Annotated in this window: 14 protein-coding genes; 8 read left to right on the top strand and 6 right to left on the bottom strand. The window is 69.1% G+C overall.

Features of this window, described 5'->3' with window-relative positions; all coding sequences use genetic code 11:
• Nucleotides 1–79: 79 nt before the first annotated feature.
• From MLG87_RS05290 to MLG87_RS05280, 3 genes are all read left to right on the top strand, one after another.
• Complete coding sequence (locus MLG87_RS05290) at nucleotides 80–307, top strand: hypothetical protein (RefSeq protein WP_243294153.1); 228 nt, start codon at nucleotides 80–82, stop codon at nucleotides 305–307.
• Between the two features lie 31 nt (nucleotides 308–338).
• Nucleotides 339–578 carry a hypothetical protein gene (locus tag MLG87_RS05285; RefSeq protein WP_243294152.1) on the top strand — a complete coding sequence of 80 codons (240 nt, stop codon included), beginning with the start codon at nucleotides 339–341 and terminating at the stop codon, nucleotides 576–578.
• 197 nt (nucleotides 579–775) lie between these two features.
• A complete protein-coding gene (locus MLG87_RS05280; protein ID WP_243294151.1) occupies nucleotides 776–2,419 on the top strand; it encodes a M4 family metallopeptidase in 1,644 nt (547 codons plus the stop codon).
• Between the two features lie 371 nt (nucleotides 2,420–2,790).
• On the opposite strand, the gene MLG87_RS05275 is transcribed toward MLG87_RS05280, so the two are convergent.
• Entirely contained in the window at nucleotides 2,791–3,432 is a 642-nt protein-coding gene (locus MLG87_RS05275) for an NUDIX hydrolase (RefSeq protein ID WP_243294150.1), read from the bottom strand.
• Entirely contained in the window at nucleotides 3,429–5,654 is a 2,226-nt protein-coding gene (locus MLG87_RS05270; RefSeq protein ID WP_243294149.1) for a RelA/SpoT family protein, read from the bottom strand. The genes MLG87_RS05275 and MLG87_RS05270 overlap by 4 nt, the downstream gene beginning before the upstream one ends.
• Nucleotides 5,655–5,712: 58 nt before the next feature.
• Between MLG87_RS05270 and MLG87_RS05265 the strand changes: the two genes are divergently transcribed.
• A complete protein-coding gene (locus tag MLG87_RS05265; RefSeq protein ID WP_243294148.1) occupies nucleotides 5,713–6,573 on the top strand; it encodes a tRNA1(Val) (adenine(37)-N6)-methyltransferase in 861 nt (286 codons plus the stop codon).
• Between the two features lie 58 nt (nucleotides 6,574–6,631).
• Entirely contained in the window at nucleotides 6,632–7,411 is a 780-nt protein-coding gene (locus MLG87_RS05260) for an FKBP-type peptidyl-prolyl cis-trans isomerase (protein ID WP_243294147.1), read from the top strand.
• A gap of 35 nt (nucleotides 7,412–7,446) precedes the next feature.
• Here the strand turns inward: MLG87_RS05260 and MLG87_RS05255 are convergent, their stop codons facing one another.
• Genes MLG87_RS05255 through MLG87_RS05245 form a run of 3 tightly spaced genes read right to left on the bottom strand, consistent with a single transcriptional unit; the run spans nucleotide 7,447 to nucleotide 11,170 of the window.
• Nucleotides 7,447–8,811 carry a M20/M25/M40 family metallo-hydrolase gene (locus MLG87_RS05255; protein ID WP_243294146.1) on the bottom strand — a complete coding sequence of 455 codons (1,365 nt, stop codon included), beginning with the start codon at nucleotides 8,809–8,811 and terminating at the stop codon, nucleotides 7,447–7,449.
• An 8-nt stretch (nucleotides 8,812–8,819) separates the two neighbouring features.
• Complete coding sequence (locus MLG87_RS05250) at nucleotides 8,820–10,358, bottom strand: carboxypeptidase-like regulatory domain-containing protein (protein WP_243294145.1); 1,539 nt, start codon at nucleotides 10,356–10,358, stop codon at nucleotides 8,820–8,822.
• Entirely contained in the window at nucleotides 10,355–11,170 is an 816-nt protein-coding gene (locus MLG87_RS05245) for a response regulator (protein WP_243294144.1), read from the bottom strand. The genes MLG87_RS05250 and MLG87_RS05245 overlap by 4 nt, the downstream gene beginning before the upstream one ends.
• A gap of 136 nt (nucleotides 11,171–11,306) precedes the next feature.
• On the opposite strand from MLG87_RS05245, the gene lepA reads away from it, so the two are divergent.
• Nucleotides 11,307–13,124 carry a translation elongation factor 4 gene (gene lepA / locus MLG87_RS05240; RefSeq protein WP_243294143.1) on the top strand — a complete coding sequence of 606 codons (1,818 nt, stop codon included), beginning with the start codon at nucleotides 11,307–11,309 and terminating at the stop codon, nucleotides 13,122–13,124.
• Nucleotides 13,125–13,208: 84 nt separating this feature from the next.
• On the opposite strand, the gene MLG87_RS05235 is transcribed toward lepA, so the two are convergent.
• Nucleotides 13,209–14,081, bottom strand: a complete 873-nt coding sequence (locus MLG87_RS05235) for a cyclic di-GMP-binding domain-containing protein, MshE-related (RefSeq protein WP_243294142.1) — start codon at nucleotides 14,079–14,081, stop codon at nucleotides 13,209–13,211.
• A 92-nt stretch (nucleotides 14,082–14,173) separates the two neighbouring features.
• Here MLG87_RS05235 and MLG87_RS05230 point away from each other — a divergent pair, with 92 nt between their 5' ends.
• On the top strand, nucleotides 14,174–14,800 hold the full coding sequence (locus MLG87_RS05230) for a hypothetical protein (RefSeq protein WP_243294141.1): 627 nt from the start codon (nucleotides 14,174–14,176) through the stop codon (nucleotides 14,798–14,800).
• Nucleotides 14,800–16,851 (top strand): TonB-dependent receptor, encoded by a 2,052-nt coding sequence (locus tag MLG87_RS05225; RefSeq protein ID WP_243294140.1) that lies wholly within the window; start codon nucleotides 14,800–14,802, stop codon nucleotides 16,849–16,851. The genes MLG87_RS05230 and MLG87_RS05225 overlap by 1 nt, the downstream gene beginning before the upstream one ends.
• Nucleotides 16,852–17,003 lie beyond the last annotated feature (152 nt).

The raw sequence follows: 17,003 nt of genomic DNA, 5'->3' as shown, positions 1-17,003 counted from the left end.
TTCATTCGCACCCCGGCGGTCCCGTCCACGGCCCAGGGACCGCCGGCCACCCCAGGCCGTGATGACCATAGGAATCCCCATGCTCAACCTCCTGCTCACCCTGGCCGTCGCGGCCACGCCGCACGCCAAGCCCGCCACCAACACCAAGTGCCCCGTCCTCGGCGGCAAGGTCAGCGAAAAGTCCAAGACCGTGGTCGTCCGCGGCCAGGAATACCGCCTCTGCTGCGGCGGTTGCGACGCCCAGCTGCTCAAGGACCCCGACAAGTACCTCGAGAAGGACGGCACGCCGAAAAATGCTCGGAAGTAGGGGATAAACTGTAGCCCCGGAGGAGACCCCCATGCTGAACGCCGCACTGCTCACCCTTACCGTCCTGGCCGCCCCCGCACCCCAGAAGGCGAAGCCCGCCGTCAACACCAAGGATCCCGTCTGCAAGATGACGGTGGACGCGAAGTCCACCACGGTCGCCGTGCGGGGACGCGACTACCGCGTCTGCAGCAAGTACTGCGGCGAGGCCCTCCTGAAGGCCCCCGACAAGTACCTGGACAAGGACGGTTCGGTGAAGGCCGAGAAGAAGTAGTCCCAATCTCGATCCGGAAGGCCCGGGTGCCCAAGTGCGAGCCCGGGCCTTTTCGTGGCCGTACAAGTCCAGTGCCGGGAATAATTGGTCTAAAAATATGAAAACGGTCGAAAAATTAACACAACTTAACCTCCGGTAGTAGCATCGTGGCCCCAGGTCGGGTGGACACCCCGACCCTCCTTTCGCCTGGAGGTCCCATGCGCCATGTGGTTCCCTTCCTCCTCCCCGCCTGCCTCCTGGCCGCGCCGCCGGACCAGGCCCGCGCCGATGCCCTGGTCCGCGAGGCCCGGGGCCACCTGGCCGCCCGGACCTACCAGATGGGCCTGGGTCCGCACGCGGACTTCACCTTCCGGAACCTCGTCTCCGATGCCCTCGGCGAGGACCACGTTCGGCTGGAGCAGACCTACAAGGGCGTGCCCGTGTTCGAGGGCGAGGCCATCGTCCATTTCCGGAACGGCCGAGTGCGGGCGGTGACCGATGACCTGGCGCGCGGCCTGACCCTCCCCGTCGAGCCCACCCTGGGCCGGGCCGAGGTCCTGGCGATGGCCCATGCGGCCCTGGCCCCCCGCGGCGCCTACGCCTACGAACCGACCGCCACCCTGGTCGTGGCGGGCCTCGAGCCGGACGGTCCCGGCCGGGCCACGCGGTACGTCCTGGCCTACCACGTCCACACGGAGCTCGAGAATGGGGCCCAGGAGACGAAGCACACGGACTTCCTGGTGGACGCCCACACGGGCCGGATCCTGGAATCCTGGGACACCCTCCGTACCGCCGGCGCCACCGGCACCGGCCAGTCCCAGTGGTACGGGACCGTGAGCCTCAGCACCAACAGCACCGCCACCGGCTACGAGCTGCGGGATATGACGCGGGGCACCGGCGGCACCTTCGGCAACAACGTCACCACCAACCTGCTCAATGGCACCTCCGGCACGGGCTCGATCTTCACGGATGCCGACAACGCCTGGGGCGACGGGCTGCAGTACAACGGCACGGCGGGGATGAGCGCGAACGCCCAGACCGCGGGGGTGGACGGCCACCGGGGCATGCAGGCCACCTGGGACTTCTACCTGAACGCCTTCAGCCGGGATGGCATTGACGACGCCGGCAGCGCCACCTTCAGCCGCATGCACTACAGCAGCCAGTACGACAACGCGTTCTGGTCCGACAGCTGCTTCTGCATGACCTATGGGGACGGCCAGGTGGGCGGCTCCGTGGGCGAGGCTGACCTGGACACGGCGGGCCACGAGATGAGCCACGGCGTGTGTTCCGCCACCGCCAACCTGCAGTACCGGCGGGAGTCCGGAGGCCTCAACGAGGCCAACTCGGACATCTTCGGCACCCTGGTTGAGTTCTACACCCTGAACAACAGCACCGGCAGCTTCATCCCCAGTACGGCGGGCTCCGGCCCCATCACCGCCAACTACAAGCTGTTCGAGAACAGCTGGGGCCATGGCGGCACGCCCCTGCGCTGGATGTACAAGCCCAGCCTCGACGGCCGCAGCCCGGACTTCTACAGCAAGACGCTGGGCCGCCTGGATGTCCACTACAGCTCCGGCGTGGCCAACCACTTCTTCTTCCTCCTGGCCCATGGCAGCCAGGTGGATGATCTCTCCGGCAACATCGCCTCGCCCATGACCAACGGCGTCACCAGCATCACCGGCATCGGCAACGACAAGGCCGGCCGCATCTGGTACCGGGCCCTCACCACCTACATGACCAAGCGCACGGACTATGCCGGCGCGCGCGTGGCGACCCTGAACGCGGCCGCGGACCTCTACGGTGCCACCTCCACCGAATACGACACCGTGAACACCGCCTGGCTGGCTGTGAACGTGAAGTAGCTGCTTAGAGTGCCTAACAAAACCCTGACGAGGCCGCGAGAAAGCCAGGTGGGATGCACCGCAAGGAAGGGCCTGCGGGGCGATGCGGGACATCGTTCAAGGGCCCTGACGCCGCGGGGCGCCCACCTGGCTTTCTCCCTCCGGGCGAGGGCCGGCGGGGAGGCTCCACCTCCGCGAGCTTGCGAGTGGGAGGGCCCTGCGGGGCAGGGCCCGTCAGGTGGAGGGCGATGCCGCTACGCCCTCCGCCTGACGGCACGCTTTGCGTGCCTCCCACTCGCCTGCGGCTTGTGGAGCCGGAGCCTCCCTCGCGTTCCTCGCCTCGCTCGCCCGGCGGCCCTCGCGCGACCCCGTGGGGGTTTTGTTAGGCACTCTTAGGCCTGCGCCGGCTTCGTCGGGTCGGCGCAGGCCTTCAGCACATCCAGCCAGGCCTTCAACACGAAGGCCGTCGCCCCCCAGAGCGGCGCCTGGGGCAGCTCGAGCCTGGGCACGTCGAGGGCCAGGCCGTGCCGCTCGAGGCGCTCGATGGTCCAGGGGGCCTCCATGAGGGGCGCCAGGGGGAGCAGGAGGACCTGCTCGAGCTCGTGGTCCAGGCGGAAGCTGGGCTTCGGCTCCTCCCAGCGGAAGAAGACCGGGGTGAACCGCACCCGGGCCTTGGCCACGCCGTCGGGGAAGCACCCCAATTCCCACAGGCCCGTGGATACGCCGATCTCCTCGGCCACCTCCCGCCGGGCGGTGGCGGGCAGGTCCCGGTCCCGCGGCTCCACCATGCCCCCCGGGAAGGCGATCTCGCCGGGGTGGTGCGGCGCGCCGTAGCCCCGCTGGACCAGGATGATCTTGCGCGCGCCGGCGAGGTCGCCCCAGAGGATGACCCCGACCGCCGCGCGGCGCGGATCCTCGGGGATGCGGGCGCTGATCTTGTGCGGATCGGGCCCGAGCTGGGGTCGCCGCAGGCTCTCGGCGATGCGGGCCCAGGGGACCGGCGGGGCTTCGTCGGGGGGGCGCCAGGCGCTCATTTCACTTTCCCGAACACGGATCCCTTCACCCGCTCCACGGTATAGACGCCGCGGATACGGCGCAGGCCGGCCATGAGTTCCACCAGGTGCGTGCGGTCGCGAACACGCAAGGCGATGTGGAAGAGGCCGGCGCCCTCCTCCGTGGCCGAGCCGTGGAATCGCTGCACGTTGATGCCCACGCGCTGGATGCCCTCGGAGATGGCGGCCACCATGCCGGGGCGGTCCTCGGTGGTGAGGGCGATCTCCGTGTCGTAGAGTTCCGTCCCGTGCTTGCCCCAGGCCACGTTCACGCGACGCTCGGGGTGCATGGTCCCCTTCGTGAGCTGGGGGCAGTCGGCCCGGTGGATGGCGGTGCCGCGGGTGCGGGTGATGTAGCCCACCACCTCGTCGCCCCAGATGGGCTTGCAGCAGGCGGCCAAGGCATAGAGGATGCCGGCGGTGTCGCCCACCACCACCGAATCCATGAGGTTGGAGACGTTCTCCTTGGGCTTGGCGCGCTCGGGTTCGGGGATCAGGGGCTCGAGGAGCTTGTGGACTGTGATGCGGCCGAACCCCAGGGCGGCATGGGCCGCGTCCCAGTTCGCCAGCTTCAGCTCCACCAGCCGCGCGTCAAGCTTGGCCTGGGACTCGGGGTCGTCCAGGCGCACGCCCAGGACGCGGGCCTCCCGCTCGAGCCGTTCCCGGCCGAGGGTGACGGCATGGGCGCGCTCCTCCTCGCGGATGAAGGCCTGGATGCGGCTCTTGGCGCCGGCGGATTTGACGAAGCCCAGCCAGTCGCGGCTGGGCTTGTGGTCGGGCCGGGTGAGGATCTCCACCCGGTCGCCGTTCTGGAGCGTGTGCTTCAGCGGCACCATGCGCCCGTTCACCTTGGCGCCCACGCAGCGGTGACCCACCTGGGTGTGGATGGCGTAGGCGAAGTCCACGGGCGTACTGCCCTCCACCAGGCTGCGGAGATCGCCCTTGGGCGTGAAGACCTGGATGCGGTTGAAGGTCAGCTCGCCGCGCAGGTTGGCCACCAGGTCGCGGCTGTCCTGGGCGTCCTGGTGCAGCTCTACCATGCGGCGGAGGAAGGCCACCTGGTTGATCTCCAGGCGGTTGGCGATGCGGCCGTCCTTGTAGGTCCAATGGCTGGCGATGCCGGCCTCGGCGTGGAGGTGCATCTCCTCCGTGCGGATCTGCACTTCGAAGATGTCGCCGGAGCTCATCAGCACCGTGGTGTGGATGCTCTGGTAGCCGTTCTCCTTGGGCAGGCTGATGTAGTCCTTGAACTTGCCGGGCACGGGCCGGTAGAGGCCGTGCACGAGGCCCAGGGCCGTGTAGCAGCTGGCGCGGTCCGGGCAGATGATGCGGTAGGCCAGCCAGTCGTGGATGTCCTCGAAGCCCTTGGCCTGGGCGCCCATCTTCTTCCAGATGCCGTAGAGGTGCTTGACCCGGCCGGTGACGTGGGCGTTGATGCCCTGCTGGCGGAGGATAGCCTGGAGCGACCCGTGGATCTCCTGGATGGTGCCGGAGAGCTTGGCGCGCTTGGTCTCCACCGCGTTCTTGAGGTACTCGTACTGCTCGGGCTCCAGCTGGCGGAAGGCCAGGTCCTCCAGTTCCAGGCGCACCACGCCCATGCCCAGGCGGTTGGCCAGGGGCGCGTAGAGCTCCAGCGTCTCGCGGGAGATGCGGCGGCGCTTCTCCTCCTCCATGACGCCCAGGGTCTTCATGTTGTGCAGCCTGTCCGCCAGCTTCACCAGCAGCACGCGCACATCCTTGCCCATGGCCACCAGCAGCTTGCGGACGTTCTCGGCGTTGAGCAGGTGCTTGTCCGTGAAGGCCAGCTTGCTCATCTTCGTGAGGCCGTCCACGATCTCGCCGATCTCGTCCCCGAACTGCGCCTTCACCTGGGGCAGGGTCATGAGGGTGTCCTCCACCACGTCGTGGAGGAGGCCGCAGGCCACGCTCACGGCGTCCAGCCGCCAGTCCGCCAGGCTCTGGGCCACGGCCAGGGGGTGGAAGAAGTAGGGCTCGCCGCTCTTCCGGAGCTGGGTGGCGTGCATGTCCCGGCCCACGGTGAAGGCCCGGCGGAGCAGGGCCACGTCCCCCTTGGGATGGTGCTGGAGGAAGGCCGCCTTCACACGATCGAAGGCCCCGTCGAGGGTGAGGCAACTGTCCCCTTCGCAGGCCGAGCCTTCCCCCTCGCGGAGGACGGGCTCCAGGGTTTTCCCAGGCACGGCCATGGTTGAGTGTCGCGCAGGGGCGCTTCTGAATCCAGGCGGTTTATCGGACACTCATGGGATGCCGCGCCGCTCCACCCCCGACGATGCCTCCGCCTACAAGGGCTGGACCCGGCCCGGGCCTGTGCCTCCGGGCGGGGTGGAGGCGGAGCCTGGCGAGACCCTGGACGGCCTCTGCGGGCGCTGGCGCATCTTCCAGCTGGAGAAGGGCAACCGCTTCAGCGTGGACGACCTGGTGACGGCCTGGTACGGCACCACCTGGTGTCCCCGGGCGGGCCGCATCGCGGACCTGGGCTCGGGGATCGGCAGCGTGGCCCTCCTGGCCGCCTGGCGGTGCCCCGGCGCCGTGGTGCACACGGTCGAGGCCCAGGAGGCGAGCCTGCGCCTGGCCCGGAAGAGCATCCGCTACAACGGCCAGGAAGCCCGCATCTTCCCGAACCTGGGCGACCTACGCGATCCTGCCCTGTTCCAAGGCGAAGCCCCCTTCGATCTGGTGACGGGCACACCGCCCTACTGGCCCGAAGGCCACCGCCTGCCCGCGGCCCATCCCCAGTCCGTGCCCGCCCGCCTGGAGGTGCGCGGCAGCATCGCGGACTACGCCAGGACCGCGGCTCGGATCCTGGCCCCGGGCGGGATCTTCGCCTGCGTCTTCCCCAACGACCAGCGGGCGCGCGCCCTGGTGGCCCTGCGCGAGGCCAGCCTGCTCTGCCTCCACCGCCGGGAGATCGTCTTCAAGGCAGGCGAGCCCTACGGCCTGGATGTCTTCGCCGCCGGCCGCCGCCAGGACTATCCCGAGGATTTCGAAGCCCGCGCCCAGTGCCCCGAGGTCGAGCCCCCCATTCTCATCCGCCGCGCCGACGGCAGCGTGGACCCCGCCATCGCCGGCGTGAGGCTGGCCGTGGGGTTCCCGCCGGGCGTGTGACGCGGCCCGCCCCCGTATCCTGGATCAGGCCCATCCGGGCCCTCCTTGGAACGTCACCATGACCCTGCGCCCCATCCCTGTCCTGCTCTCAGCGCTCTGCCTCCACGCCGCGCCACCGGACCTGGCGGTCCCGCCGGCGGATGCCCTCCGCACGCCCAGCGGGGTGGCCTACCGGGTGATCCAGGCCGGGAAGGGGGATGCCCGCCCCGCGCCCGGTGGGTTCGTCCGGGTGCATTTCACGGGGTGGGGTGCGGACGGAGCGACCTTCGCCAACACCCGGGCGCTGGATGAGGCGCCGTACCTGGGTCTGGACCGGCTGATGCCGGGCATGCGGGAGATGCTGCTGGCCATGATGGTGGGCGAACAGCGGCGGGTGTGGCTTCCGGAGGCCCAGGCCTTCGGGGGCGCCAAGGGCCGCCCGGCCGGGACGGTGGTGATGGACCTGGAACTTCTGGATGCCGTGCCGCCTCCCGGGCAGGTCCCCGCGGATGTGGCTGCCCCGCCGGCGGACGCGATGGTGCTGCGCTCCGGCCTGGCCTTCAAGATCCTCAGGCCCGGAACGGGAAAGGCGCACCCCGTCCCGGCCAGCTGGGTCTCCGTCCACTACACGGGTTGGACCACGGACGGGAAGATGTTCGACAGCTCGCTGACAAAAGGCGTCTCCGTGCCGCTGCAGCTGAAGGGCACCATCCCGGGCTGGGTCGAGGGACTCCAGCTCATGGTGGAAGGCGAGCGCAGGCGATTCTGGATTCCCGAGAAGCTTGCCTACCAGGGTGCCCGGGGAATGCCCCAGGGCATGCTGGTCTTCGATGTGGAGCTGGTGCGGATCAGCCAGTAATCGGCAGGTGATCCTGGCCAGTTGGGCTGGCTGGCCTAGTTGAACCGCACGTCCGACTGGGCCAGGGCGTAGGCGAAGCTGGCGAGGGCGGCGGCGTTCCAGGCCAGGTCGTCCCGGTCCACCTTGTCCACGGTGTCGGCCTGGGTGTGGTGGATGTCGAAGTAGTGGGTGGCGGCGTGGCCGACGCCGAGGCCGGGGACGCCTTCGGCCACCATGGGGCCCACATCCGCGCCGGAGCCGCCCAGGCGGAGGTCGATGATGCCGAAGGGCTCCAGCGCGTCCTTCCCGATCTTTTTCAGTGAGGCCAGAGCGCCCGCTTTGGCCTCCGGCGTGGCCTTCCGGAGATCCAGGCTGAAGCCCTTGATGCGCTCGCTGCCGGAGTCGGTCTCGAAGGCGGCCACGATGTTCTGCAACTCGGGGCGATGGGCGTCGCGGTAGCCCAGGCCGCCGCGCAGGCCGTTCTCCTCGTTGGTCCAGAGCACCACGCGGAGGGTCCGGCGGGGCTTCAGGCCCAGGGACTGGATGAGCCGCGCGGCCTCCATGGCGGTGACGGTGCCCGCGCCGTCGTCCTGGGCGCCCTGGCCCACGTCCCAGCTATCCAGGTGGCCGCTGAGGATCACCACCTCGTCGGGCTTCTCGGTGCCGCGGATCTCGGCCACCACGTTGGCGGAAGGGGCTTCGGGGAGCATCTTCGCGCCCATCTCGAGCTTCAGGCGGATGCGCTCGCCCCGCTCCTGCATGCGCCGCATCTGGGTGGACGCCTCGATGGTGACGGCGGCGGTGGGAATCTGCGGGAAGGCCGGGTCGTAGCCCATGACGCCGGTGTGCGGGGTGTCCAGGCTCACGGGTCCCACGGACCGCACCAGGGCGGCCACCGCGCCGTACTTGGCGGCCCGGGAGGCGCCGTCGTGGCGGTAGATCACCGTGCGGCCGTAGCCCTGGAAGGGCACGTCGTAGAGGACGATCTTCCCCTTCACGGCCTGGCCGAGCTTGTCGAGCTCGTCGAAGGAGCCCACCACGACGACATCCGCCGTGAGGCCGCCCTCGGGCGTGCCCACGCTGCCGCCGAGGCCTAGCAGGTTCACTCGCTGGTGGGTGGGCAGCAGCAGCTCGGCGGACTCCTGGCCCCGCACCCAGTGGGGCACCATGACCTTTTCCGCATGGACATTGACGAGTCCTGCCGCCTTCAGCCGCCCCTGGGCCCAGTCGATGGCCTGGTCCAGCTGGGGCGAGCCGCTCAGGCGGTTCCCGATGCGGTCACAGAGCCAGGCGAGGTCCGCGTAGGCGCCGTGGGTGCGGAGGGCCTCAGCGCGGAGGCGTTCCGCGGTGGCCTGGGGTGCGGTCTGGGCGCCCAGACAGGCGGCAGCGGCAAGAAGGAGGAGGCGGCGGGCTTGGATCATGCCTCATCTTACTTGGCAGCTGTTTGGCGGCGGGATTTTTTTGCCAAGGGTCGGGCCAACTTCACCCGGACTCGCATGCGGCCGCTGGCGTCGGTCTCCAGGACCTCCCAGGACAGGGGCCCGCTGCGGCCTTTGGGGTTCTCGCCGGGACCCAGGTTGAAGGCCGCATCGTCCAGCTCCCAGCGGCCGCAGGGGAAGCGGGGCTTGGGCGGCTCGGGGCTGCCGGGATGGGCGTCCACCACGCGCACGGGGCCCTGTGGCTCGTCGGGGCTGAGCAGGGAAGGATCGACGGTGGCCACCACCAGGCCTTCGTGACCCGGCCCGAAGCGCCCGCCCACGCGCCCGCGCTCGAAGCCCCAGGGGCGGCGCACCTCCAGGCTGAAGAAGCGGCCCTTCTTTCGGGGATCGGGCAGGGTCACCCACTGGGGATCGGCGCCGGGGGCGCGGGAGACGGGCGCGATCCAGCCCTCCCAGGAGGGGCCTTTCACGGCGAGGCGGCTGACCAGGTTGCGGAACCAGCCGCGGTACCAGAGCTCGGAGCGCACCCAGGCGGTGGGATGGGAGGGGCTGTAGCCCGTGTCCTCCACCCAGGGGCCCTCTTCGGGGTGGGAGCGGTCCCAGCCGCGGTACTGGCCCGCGTCCATGAGATCCCAGATGCCGGCCGTGAGGGGGTCTCCGCAATCCAGGTAGAGGTCGTCCACGCGGTGCTCGCCCATGGAGTGGTAGGCCTCGTGGACGATGTTCCCCAGCGGCACTTCCTCGGTCATGAAGATCAGGGGCCAGCGCCGGGTCTTGTCCCAGGGCAGGGGCAGGAGAAGGCTCACGGCCTTGAGATCGGCCTCATCGGCGGTCAGCGACTGGGGCTTGCCGGGCGTGATGATCCAGAGGTGGTCGGGCTTGCCGTCCGGACGGACGGCGCCGGTGCGGTTGTCGAGGCGGTCGCAGTCGCCGAGGTCCTCGCCCTGCAGGCGTTCCAGCACCCAGCCGGCCATGGCCATCTTGCGGTCGTCGGTCCTCGGGGCAGGGAAATCGGCGCTCCGGAGCTTGAGGAAGCGGCCCTCGACGAGGGACACGGCGCCCTTGCTGACCTCGTACAGGTAGTTGGCCGCGCTGGCCACCCCGGGGCGGCGCGAGAAGATCAGTTCCCGCAGGGCGCCGTCCGGCAGCTTGGAGGCTTCGTCCGTGAAATCGAGGCGGACGATGAAGATGGCCTCCTTGCGGAACCTGGGCTCCGGGCTCAGGGCGATGTCGCCGCGCCATTCGGCGGCCGGCACCAGGTCGCGGCGCCAGCCATCCTTCTCCACCGCCAGTACCGCATCCTCGGGTTCCAGGTCCAGGTGGAAGCGGCCCTCCGCGTCCGTCAGCGCCAGAGGGGGATCCCCGGCGGGGGACACCCTCGGCTGCCGGTCCGGGTAGACGCGGACGCCGGCCAGGCCCCGGTGCCCGTCCGTGACCCGGCCTTCCACGGAGGCGGCGGGGGCGGAGGCGGCGAGGACCACCAGGAGCCCGAAGGCGGCTCCTCTCGTTCGGCGATGGCGTGCCTTCATGCCTGACCGGCGCGTTTCTGCAGGTGGGCCAGTCGTGCCAGGAGGGCCACTCGGCGGCGGGTTTCAGGGGCCGTCAGGGGTTTCTCCAGAGCGTCGCACACGGGCTCACGGAGGCGGGACCAGGCCTCCAGCTCGTCGGGGTCGTGCAGGAGGAGGATGGGCAGATCCTTCAGATCCTGCGATTGGCCCAGGGTCGTCACCAGGTTCAGGGCGCTGCCATCAGCCAGGTCCGTGTCGAGCACCAGCACATCGGGAGATTCGGCGAGGATCTGGGCCCGGGCCTGAGCTTCGCCCTGGGCCTCGAGGAAGATCGCCTGGTCCTTGCCGAAGTGGTTCTGGACCTGGGTGAGCACCATGGGACTGGCCGACGCCACCAGCACCCTGGGGCGGGCGGGTGGCAGCGGACCGGTGCGGAGCGACAGGGCCCGCACGCGAAGGTGGGTCTGGATGCGCATCTGGAGGAGCAGGTTGCTGGCGGGCTTGCGGATGAAGTCGTCGGCCCCGGCGGTGTAGCTGCGATCCTTGGCGTCCCGGCTCAGGGCCGTCAGCACCAGCACGGGGATGTCCGCCGTGGCGGGATCGGACTTGATGGCCTCGCAGGCCTTGAAGCCGTCCAGGGAGGGCATCACCACATCCATGATCACCATGTCGGGCTCGGGCCGGTCCGACCGGAGGCGCGCCAGGGCCTCCTCGCCGTTCGCCGCCACGATCAGGTGGTGCCCCAGTGGCTGGATCTGCGCCTCCAGCAGCCGCCGCTGCAGGGCGTTGTCCTCTACCATCAGGATGGTCATGGGAGACGCGAAGTGGGACAAGCGGACTCCTTGGCTCTCGGCCTTGAGGTTAAAGGTCCCATCGGCTTGGATCAACCACGGCTTGAGGCCCCAGTAGGTAAAACCCCGCAGACAGTGAGGGTTTCCAACAGTACAATGACCAGTTCGAGGTTCCTCAGTGGCTCATCCCAGTCTCATCCGCAATTTCTCCATTGTCGCGCACATCGACCACGGCAAGTCGACGCTGGCGGACCGTCTTCTTGAACTCACCAAGACGGTGGCGCAGCGCGACATGCAGGCTCAGATCCTCGATGACATGGACCTGGAGCGGGAGCGGGGCATCACCATCAAGGCCCACGCGGTGACGCTGAAGTACCTGGCGCTCGACGGCCAGACCTACACGCTGAACCTCATCGACACGCCTGGCCACGTGGACTTCACCTACGAGGTGAGCCGCAGCCTGGCCGCCTGCGAGGGGGCCATCCTCGTGGTGGACGCCACCCAGGGCGTGGAGGCCCAGACGCTGGCCAACACCTACCTGGCCCTGGAGAACGGGCTGGAGGTGTTCCCGGTGCTCAACAAGACCGACCTGCCCAGCGCCGACCCCGAGCGCGTGCTGGAGCAGATCGACACGGTCATCGGCCTGGTGGACACGGCCCACGCGGTGAACGTCAGCGCCAAGACCGGCGAGAACTGCGACCAGGTGCTCGAGCAGATCGTGAAGTGCATCCCTGCGCCCCAGGGCGATCCGGACGCGCCGCTGCAGGCCCTCGTGTTCGACTGCTACTACGACGCCTACCGGGGCATCGTGAACCTCATCCGCGTGGTGAACGGCACGCTGAAGGCGGGCGACCAGATCCGCTTCATGTCCACCGGCAGCGAGCACCGGGTGGACGAGATCGGCATCTTCGATCCCAAGATGGACAAGCAGGACACCCTGTCCGTGGGCGAGGTGGGCTACCTGGTGGCCAGCATCAAGTCGCTGGTGGACGTCAAGGTGGGCGACACCATCACCCACGCCGTGACCAACACCACCAAGCCGGCCAAGGAGATGCTGAAGGGCTTCAAGGAGATCCAGCCCGTGGTCTTCGCGGGGATCTTCCCCACCTCCAGCGACGACTTCGAGGACCTCCGCAACGCCATGGACAAGCTGCGCCTCAACGACAGCAGCTTCACCTATGAGCCCGAGACTTCCACCGCCCTGGGCTTCGGCTTCCGCTGCGGCTTCCTGGGCCTCCTGCACATGGAGATCGTGCAGGAGCGCCTGGAGCGCGAGTTCGACCTGGACCTCATCACTACCGCCCCCAGCGTGCGCTACCACGTGCACCTGACGGACGGGAGCGAGACCGCCGTGGACAACCCCTCGAAGCTGCCGCCGCTGCAGAAGATCGCCAAGATCGAGGAGCCCATCATCGAGGCCACGATCCTCACCCGCACCGACTTCGTCGGCGGCCTGCTGAAGCTCTGCGAGGAGCGCCGCGGCATCCAGCAGAAGCTGGAATACGTCAGCCAGGACCGCGTGATGCTCGTCTACGAGCTGCCCCTGAACGAGGTGGTGCTGGACTTCTATGACAAGCTCAAGTCCATCTCCAAGGGCTACGCCAGCTTCGACTACCACATGAAGCACTACACGGAATCCGACCTGGTGAAGATGGACATCCTGGTGAACAGCGAGGCCGTGGACGCGCTGTCCATCCTCGTCCACCGCAGCAAGAGCCAGACGCTGGGGCTCGCCCTATGCCAGCGCATGAAGGAAGTGATCCCCCAGCAGCTCTTCGATGTGGCCGTGCAGGCCGCCATCGGCAGCAAGATCATCGCCCGCACCAACGTGAAGGCCCGCCGCAAGGATGTGCTCGCCAAGTGCTACGGTGGCGACATCAGCCGCAAGAAGAAACTCCTCAACAAGCAGAAGGAAGGCAAGAAGCGGATGAAGGCCATCGGCAACGTGGAGATTCCGCAGGAGGCTTTCCTGGCGATTTTGAAGGTGGAGAGCTGAACGGTCGGTGATTCCCCTCCTCGCCGAGGGCCGGCTCCGCAGGAGCCTGCTCTGCGGCCGGCGGCCGGGGAGGTCGGGGTGACCTCAGTCCTTCTTCGTGTTCTTGATCTCGCCGGATTCCACGAGGTTGGCGAGCAGGCGCTGGAGCTCGTCCTCGCCCAGGATGCCGCGCCGCTGGAAGAGGCGGATCATTCCCAGGACGATGGCCCGGGTTTCGTAGGATTCGAGGGTGGGCACCGACTCGCGGAGGGTGCGGCCGGGGATGAGGTCGGGGGGAGCCGCAGGCGGAGGATCCGCCTTCTCGAAGAACCGGAAGGGATCGAGATCCGTGGTGTCGTAGGATGGAGCGCCGGTGGCGTCGAAGAAGGGGTCCCGCGGGAAGGCGTGTTCCGTCGCGGGGCCAGGCGCAGGTGCGGGCACGGGCAGCGGGCTGAGGCTGAAAGTGACCGGGAGGGCCTCGTCCTCGTCGTGGGAGGCGCCCACGTCCACCGTGACGGGGGCCCCGGGAGCGGGTGTTTCGAGATTCCGGTAGAGCTCCCCGATGGCCTTGCGCAGCGCGCTGTGCGAAGCCACCACGGGCTGGATGTGCAGCCCGGAGGCGAACCGGGCGCTGTCCATGGCGTTCAGGTCCGACGGATCGGACATGGCCAGCACCAGCGATTTCGGCTCCCGGGTGGCCACGGGGAGCACGGTGAACTGGTCCGCCAGCCGGTGGGGGACCAGCTTCAGCACCTCGGGCGGCACCGCGAGGTTCCGCACGTCCATCTGGGGCACGCCGGCCTGCTGGCTGAGGAAGTCCATGAGGACCTCCTCGCTGATGTAGCCGAGAGCCACGAGGTTGCTGCCCAGGCGCCCCCTGGCGATCTTCTGGTGGGTGATGGCGCTCTGGAGCTGGGCCGGGGTGATGAGCCCGGATTCCACGAGCAGTTCGCCAAGCCGCTTGATCGGTTGCTGCATGAGGGAGTCCTGGGGGCGTCGGTCTTCCGGTGATGCACAGAGGGTGGCCCCCAAGGTAACGTCATTCAAGGCTTTTGTGGCCGGGAGGGTGCATGGATCCTGAAGAACTCTGGCGGGCGACCCTGCATGATTTCAACAATCTGCTGACGGGCCTCCAGGGTGTGGCGGATCTGGGCGATCCGGCCCTCCCCTTCGATCCCCAGAACCACGCGCGGCTGGAGACGCTCCTGGAAGATGGGAAAGTCCTCATCGCCATGGCCCGGGCCGTGGCCCTGGGGCGGCTCCCCTACACGGAGCCCATTCCCTGGAAGGATTGGGAGGCGGGGCTGGGGAAGCGGCTCGAGGCCGCCGGCGCCCTTTTCCGCTGCCCGGTCCAGCTGGTGGACGCGGGCGCCGGGCAGGCATCCTGGCCCGCCCCCCTGCTCCAGGATTGGGTCGTGGCGTTCACCCGGCAGATCCTCCCCTGGGCCGCGCCCGGTCCCCTGCGTCTGGAGGCGGAAGCCGTTCCCGGGGCCTGGGTCCTGCGCTGGTTCACGGACTCCCCGCTCCCGCCATCCCTGGAGGCCGAGTGGCCCCCGGAGGCGCCACGCAGCCTGGCCGGCCTCTGGCTTCGAGGCATGGCGGATCACATGAACCTGACGGTCGAGGCTTCGGACGGAACCCTCCGGGTCCGCGTGCCGCAGTCCGATCCTTCAACCCCCATTCACAAGGAATCCTGATGTTGCAAGCCCTGTCTCCCGTTCCACCCGCGGCCGTGGTGGAGGTCACCGCCACGCGCTTTCCCGAGGATCCGGCCAAGGTGCCGGCTTCCATTACCGTGCTCACCGCCCGGGAGCTTGCCGACCGCGGCGCCACGGATCTGCACGGAGCCTTGGCGCTGCTGGCTGGGGTGTTCATCGCCCCCGGCGGCGACAGCGGTCCGGCCGGAAGCGTGCCGGAGTTCTGGGGCCTGAAGGAGTTCGACGCCTTCCTGCTCGTGGTGGACGGCGTGCCCTGGGGCGGTGCCTTCAATCCGGCCCTCGCCACCCTGAGCCTCGAGGGCGTCGAGCGCATCGAAGTCCAGCGGGGGGCCGCTCCGGTGATGTACGGCGCCACCTCCTTCGTGGGCGTCATCCACGTCATCCGCGGCCTGCCTCTGGATACGAAGGGTTCCGCCCGGCTGTCCGCGGGAAACCACGGAACCTTCGGGGGAGCCGTCAACCTGCGCCTTCCCGTCGGCCCTGCGGCGGACAGCACCCTCGCGGTGGACCACGACACACAGGGCTTCGAAGATCCGCACACCGGCTTCAAGCGCAACCACCTTCTGTGGCGGAACCGCGTGCAGGCCCTGGATGGCGTGGTCCGGTTCGACCTGGAGGGCACGGCCGTGGACCAGCAGCCCGCGAGCCCCTTCCCCCGGGTGGGTCGCGCGCTGACGGATCAAGTGCCGCTGGACGCCAACCACAACCCCGGCGGGGCCTTCCTGAACGACCGGCGCGTCACCCTCACCTTGGGCTACGATCGGGCCCTGGATGCCGCCGTGCTCTGGTCCACCACGCTCTCGGCCTCCCGGGCGCGGCAGGATGCCTTCCGTGGCTTCCTCACGGATGTGAGCACCACCGTCCCCAACGCGCATGGCTTCCGCGAGCGCATCGACCTCACGGACCTCTACCTCGACACCCACCTCGCGTGGACGGCCGCAGCTGACCTCAAGGTGGTGGCGGGCGTGGACCATCTGCATGGGCAGGGCCGGGGCCGCGGCGGGGACTTCGACTACTTTGTGGACCTCGACGGCTCCGGCGCGCCGGATGCCTCCGCCACGCCCAGCCAGGCGGACATCCGCATCGACGACCGGCGGGACTTCACGGGCCTCTACGCCTTCGCCCAGTGGCAGGTCGCGCCGCGCTTGACGCTGGAGGCGGGCCTGCGCCTCACCCGGGCCGAGGAGACGCGCCGGGCCGCCACGCTGGACTTCGCCAGCGGAACCCTCGACACCGGCGTGGATGCCCGCACCACCACCCGGCTGGGTGGCAGCGCGGGGGCCACCTGGACCGCCTGGCAGGCCGGGGAGGATCGCGTGAACCTGTTCGCGGGCCTGCGCAGCACGTTCAAGCCCGCGGCCATCGATTTCGGCCTGGACAGCGCCGCGCGGATCCTCAAACCCGAGACCGCCACCAGCTACGACCTGGGCGCCAAGGCCGACCTCCTGGGACGCCGCCTGGCCCTGGAAGTCAGCTTCTTCCTCATGGACTTCGAGAACCTGGTGGTGTCCCAGAGCGTGATCGATCCGGCCACCGGGACGGCGTCGCCGGTGCTCGCCAACGCCGGGACCGAGCGCTTCCAGGGCGTGGAGGCGTCGGCCTCCTGGCGCCTCACCAGCGACCTGGCGGCCCGCCTGGCCTACAGCTACCACGACGCCCGGTTCCGGGACTACGCCAAGGATTTCGGCGACGGCACCCTCACGCAGCTGGCGGGGAAGCGGCTGGAGATGTCCCCCTACCACCTCGGCGGCCTGGGCATCTCCTACGCCCCGGCCCGCGGTTTCACCGCCTCTGCGGAGATGGCCTACACCGGCGCCGCCTTCCTCAACCAGCGCAACACCGCGCCCACCGGCGGCTACGCCACCTACGGCGCCAGCCTCGGCTGGCGGGAGAATGCCTGGGAGCTCCGCCTGGACGGCCGCAACCTCACGGACCGGCGCAAGCCCGTCGCCGAGAGCGAGCTGGGCGATAGCCAGTACTACCTGCTCCCCGGCCGCCAGCTCGCCCTGAGCGCCCGGTACCGGTTCTGAGATCCGAAAAGCGGGACAGGATGAATAGGATTAGCCGGGATTAACAAGATTCAGGAGCTGTTGCTTGAGTCCTGTTAATCCTGTCCAGGCATCTTTCCCGTAAAATCGAAGGTTTGGACGGGCGCATGAAATTCCACATCGAAACCTGGGGC

Origin of the sequence: Geothrix mesophila (assembly GCF_022808835.1) — a bacterium.
In the GTDB taxonomy this organism is placed as follows: Bacteria; Acidobacteriota; Holophagae; order Holophagales; family Holophagaceae; genus Geothrix; species Geothrix paludis.
This window is presented reverse-complemented; position numbering and strand designations above follow the sequence as displayed.

Excerpts from the sequence above, each read along its gene's own strand:
- MLG87_RS05290 (WP_243294153.1), top strand. The coding sequence starts at position 80 with ATGCTCAACCTCCTGCTCACCCTGGCCGTCGCGGCCACGCCGCACGCC.
- MLG87_RS05285 (WP_243294152.1), top strand. The coding sequence starts at position 339 with ATGCTGAACGCCGCACTGCTCACCCTTACCGTCCTGGCCGCCCCCGCA.
- MLG87_RS05280 (WP_243294151.1), top strand. The coding sequence starts at position 776 with ATGCGCCATGTGGTTCCCTTCCTCCTCCCCGCCTGCCTCCTGGCCGCG.
- MLG87_RS05275 (WP_243294150.1), bottom strand. The coding sequence starts at position 3,432 with ATGAGCGCCTGGCGCCCCCCCGACGAAGCCCCGCCGGTCCCCTGGGCC.
- MLG87_RS05270 (WP_243294149.1), bottom strand. The coding sequence starts at position 5,654 with ATGGCCGTGCCTGGGAAAACCCTGGAGCCCGTCCTCCGCGAGGGGGAA.
- MLG87_RS05265 (WP_243294148.1), top strand. The coding sequence starts at position 5,713 with ATGCCGCGCCGCTCCACCCCCGACGATGCCTCCGCCTACAAGGGCTGG.
- MLG87_RS05260 (WP_243294147.1), top strand. The coding sequence starts at position 6,632 with ATGACCCTGCGCCCCATCCCTGTCCTGCTCTCAGCGCTCTGCCTCCAC.
- MLG87_RS05255 (WP_243294146.1), bottom strand. The coding sequence starts at position 8,811 with ATGATCCAAGCCCGCCGCCTCCTCCTTCTTGCCGCTGCCGCCTGTCTG.
- MLG87_RS05250 (WP_243294145.1), bottom strand. The coding sequence starts at position 10,358 with ATGAAGGCACGCCATCGCCGAACGAGAGGAGCCGCCTTCGGGCTCCTG.
- MLG87_RS05235 (WP_243294142.1), bottom strand. The coding sequence starts at position 14,081 with ATGCAGCAACCGATCAAGCGGCTTGGCGAACTGCTCGTGGAATCCGGG.
- MLG87_RS05230 (WP_243294141.1), top strand. The coding sequence starts at position 14,174 with ATGGATCCTGAAGAACTCTGGCGGGCGACCCTGCATGATTTCAACAAT.
- MLG87_RS05225 (WP_243294140.1), top strand. The coding sequence starts at position 14,800 with ATGTTGCAAGCCCTGTCTCCCGTTCCACCCGCGGCCGTGGTGGAGGTC.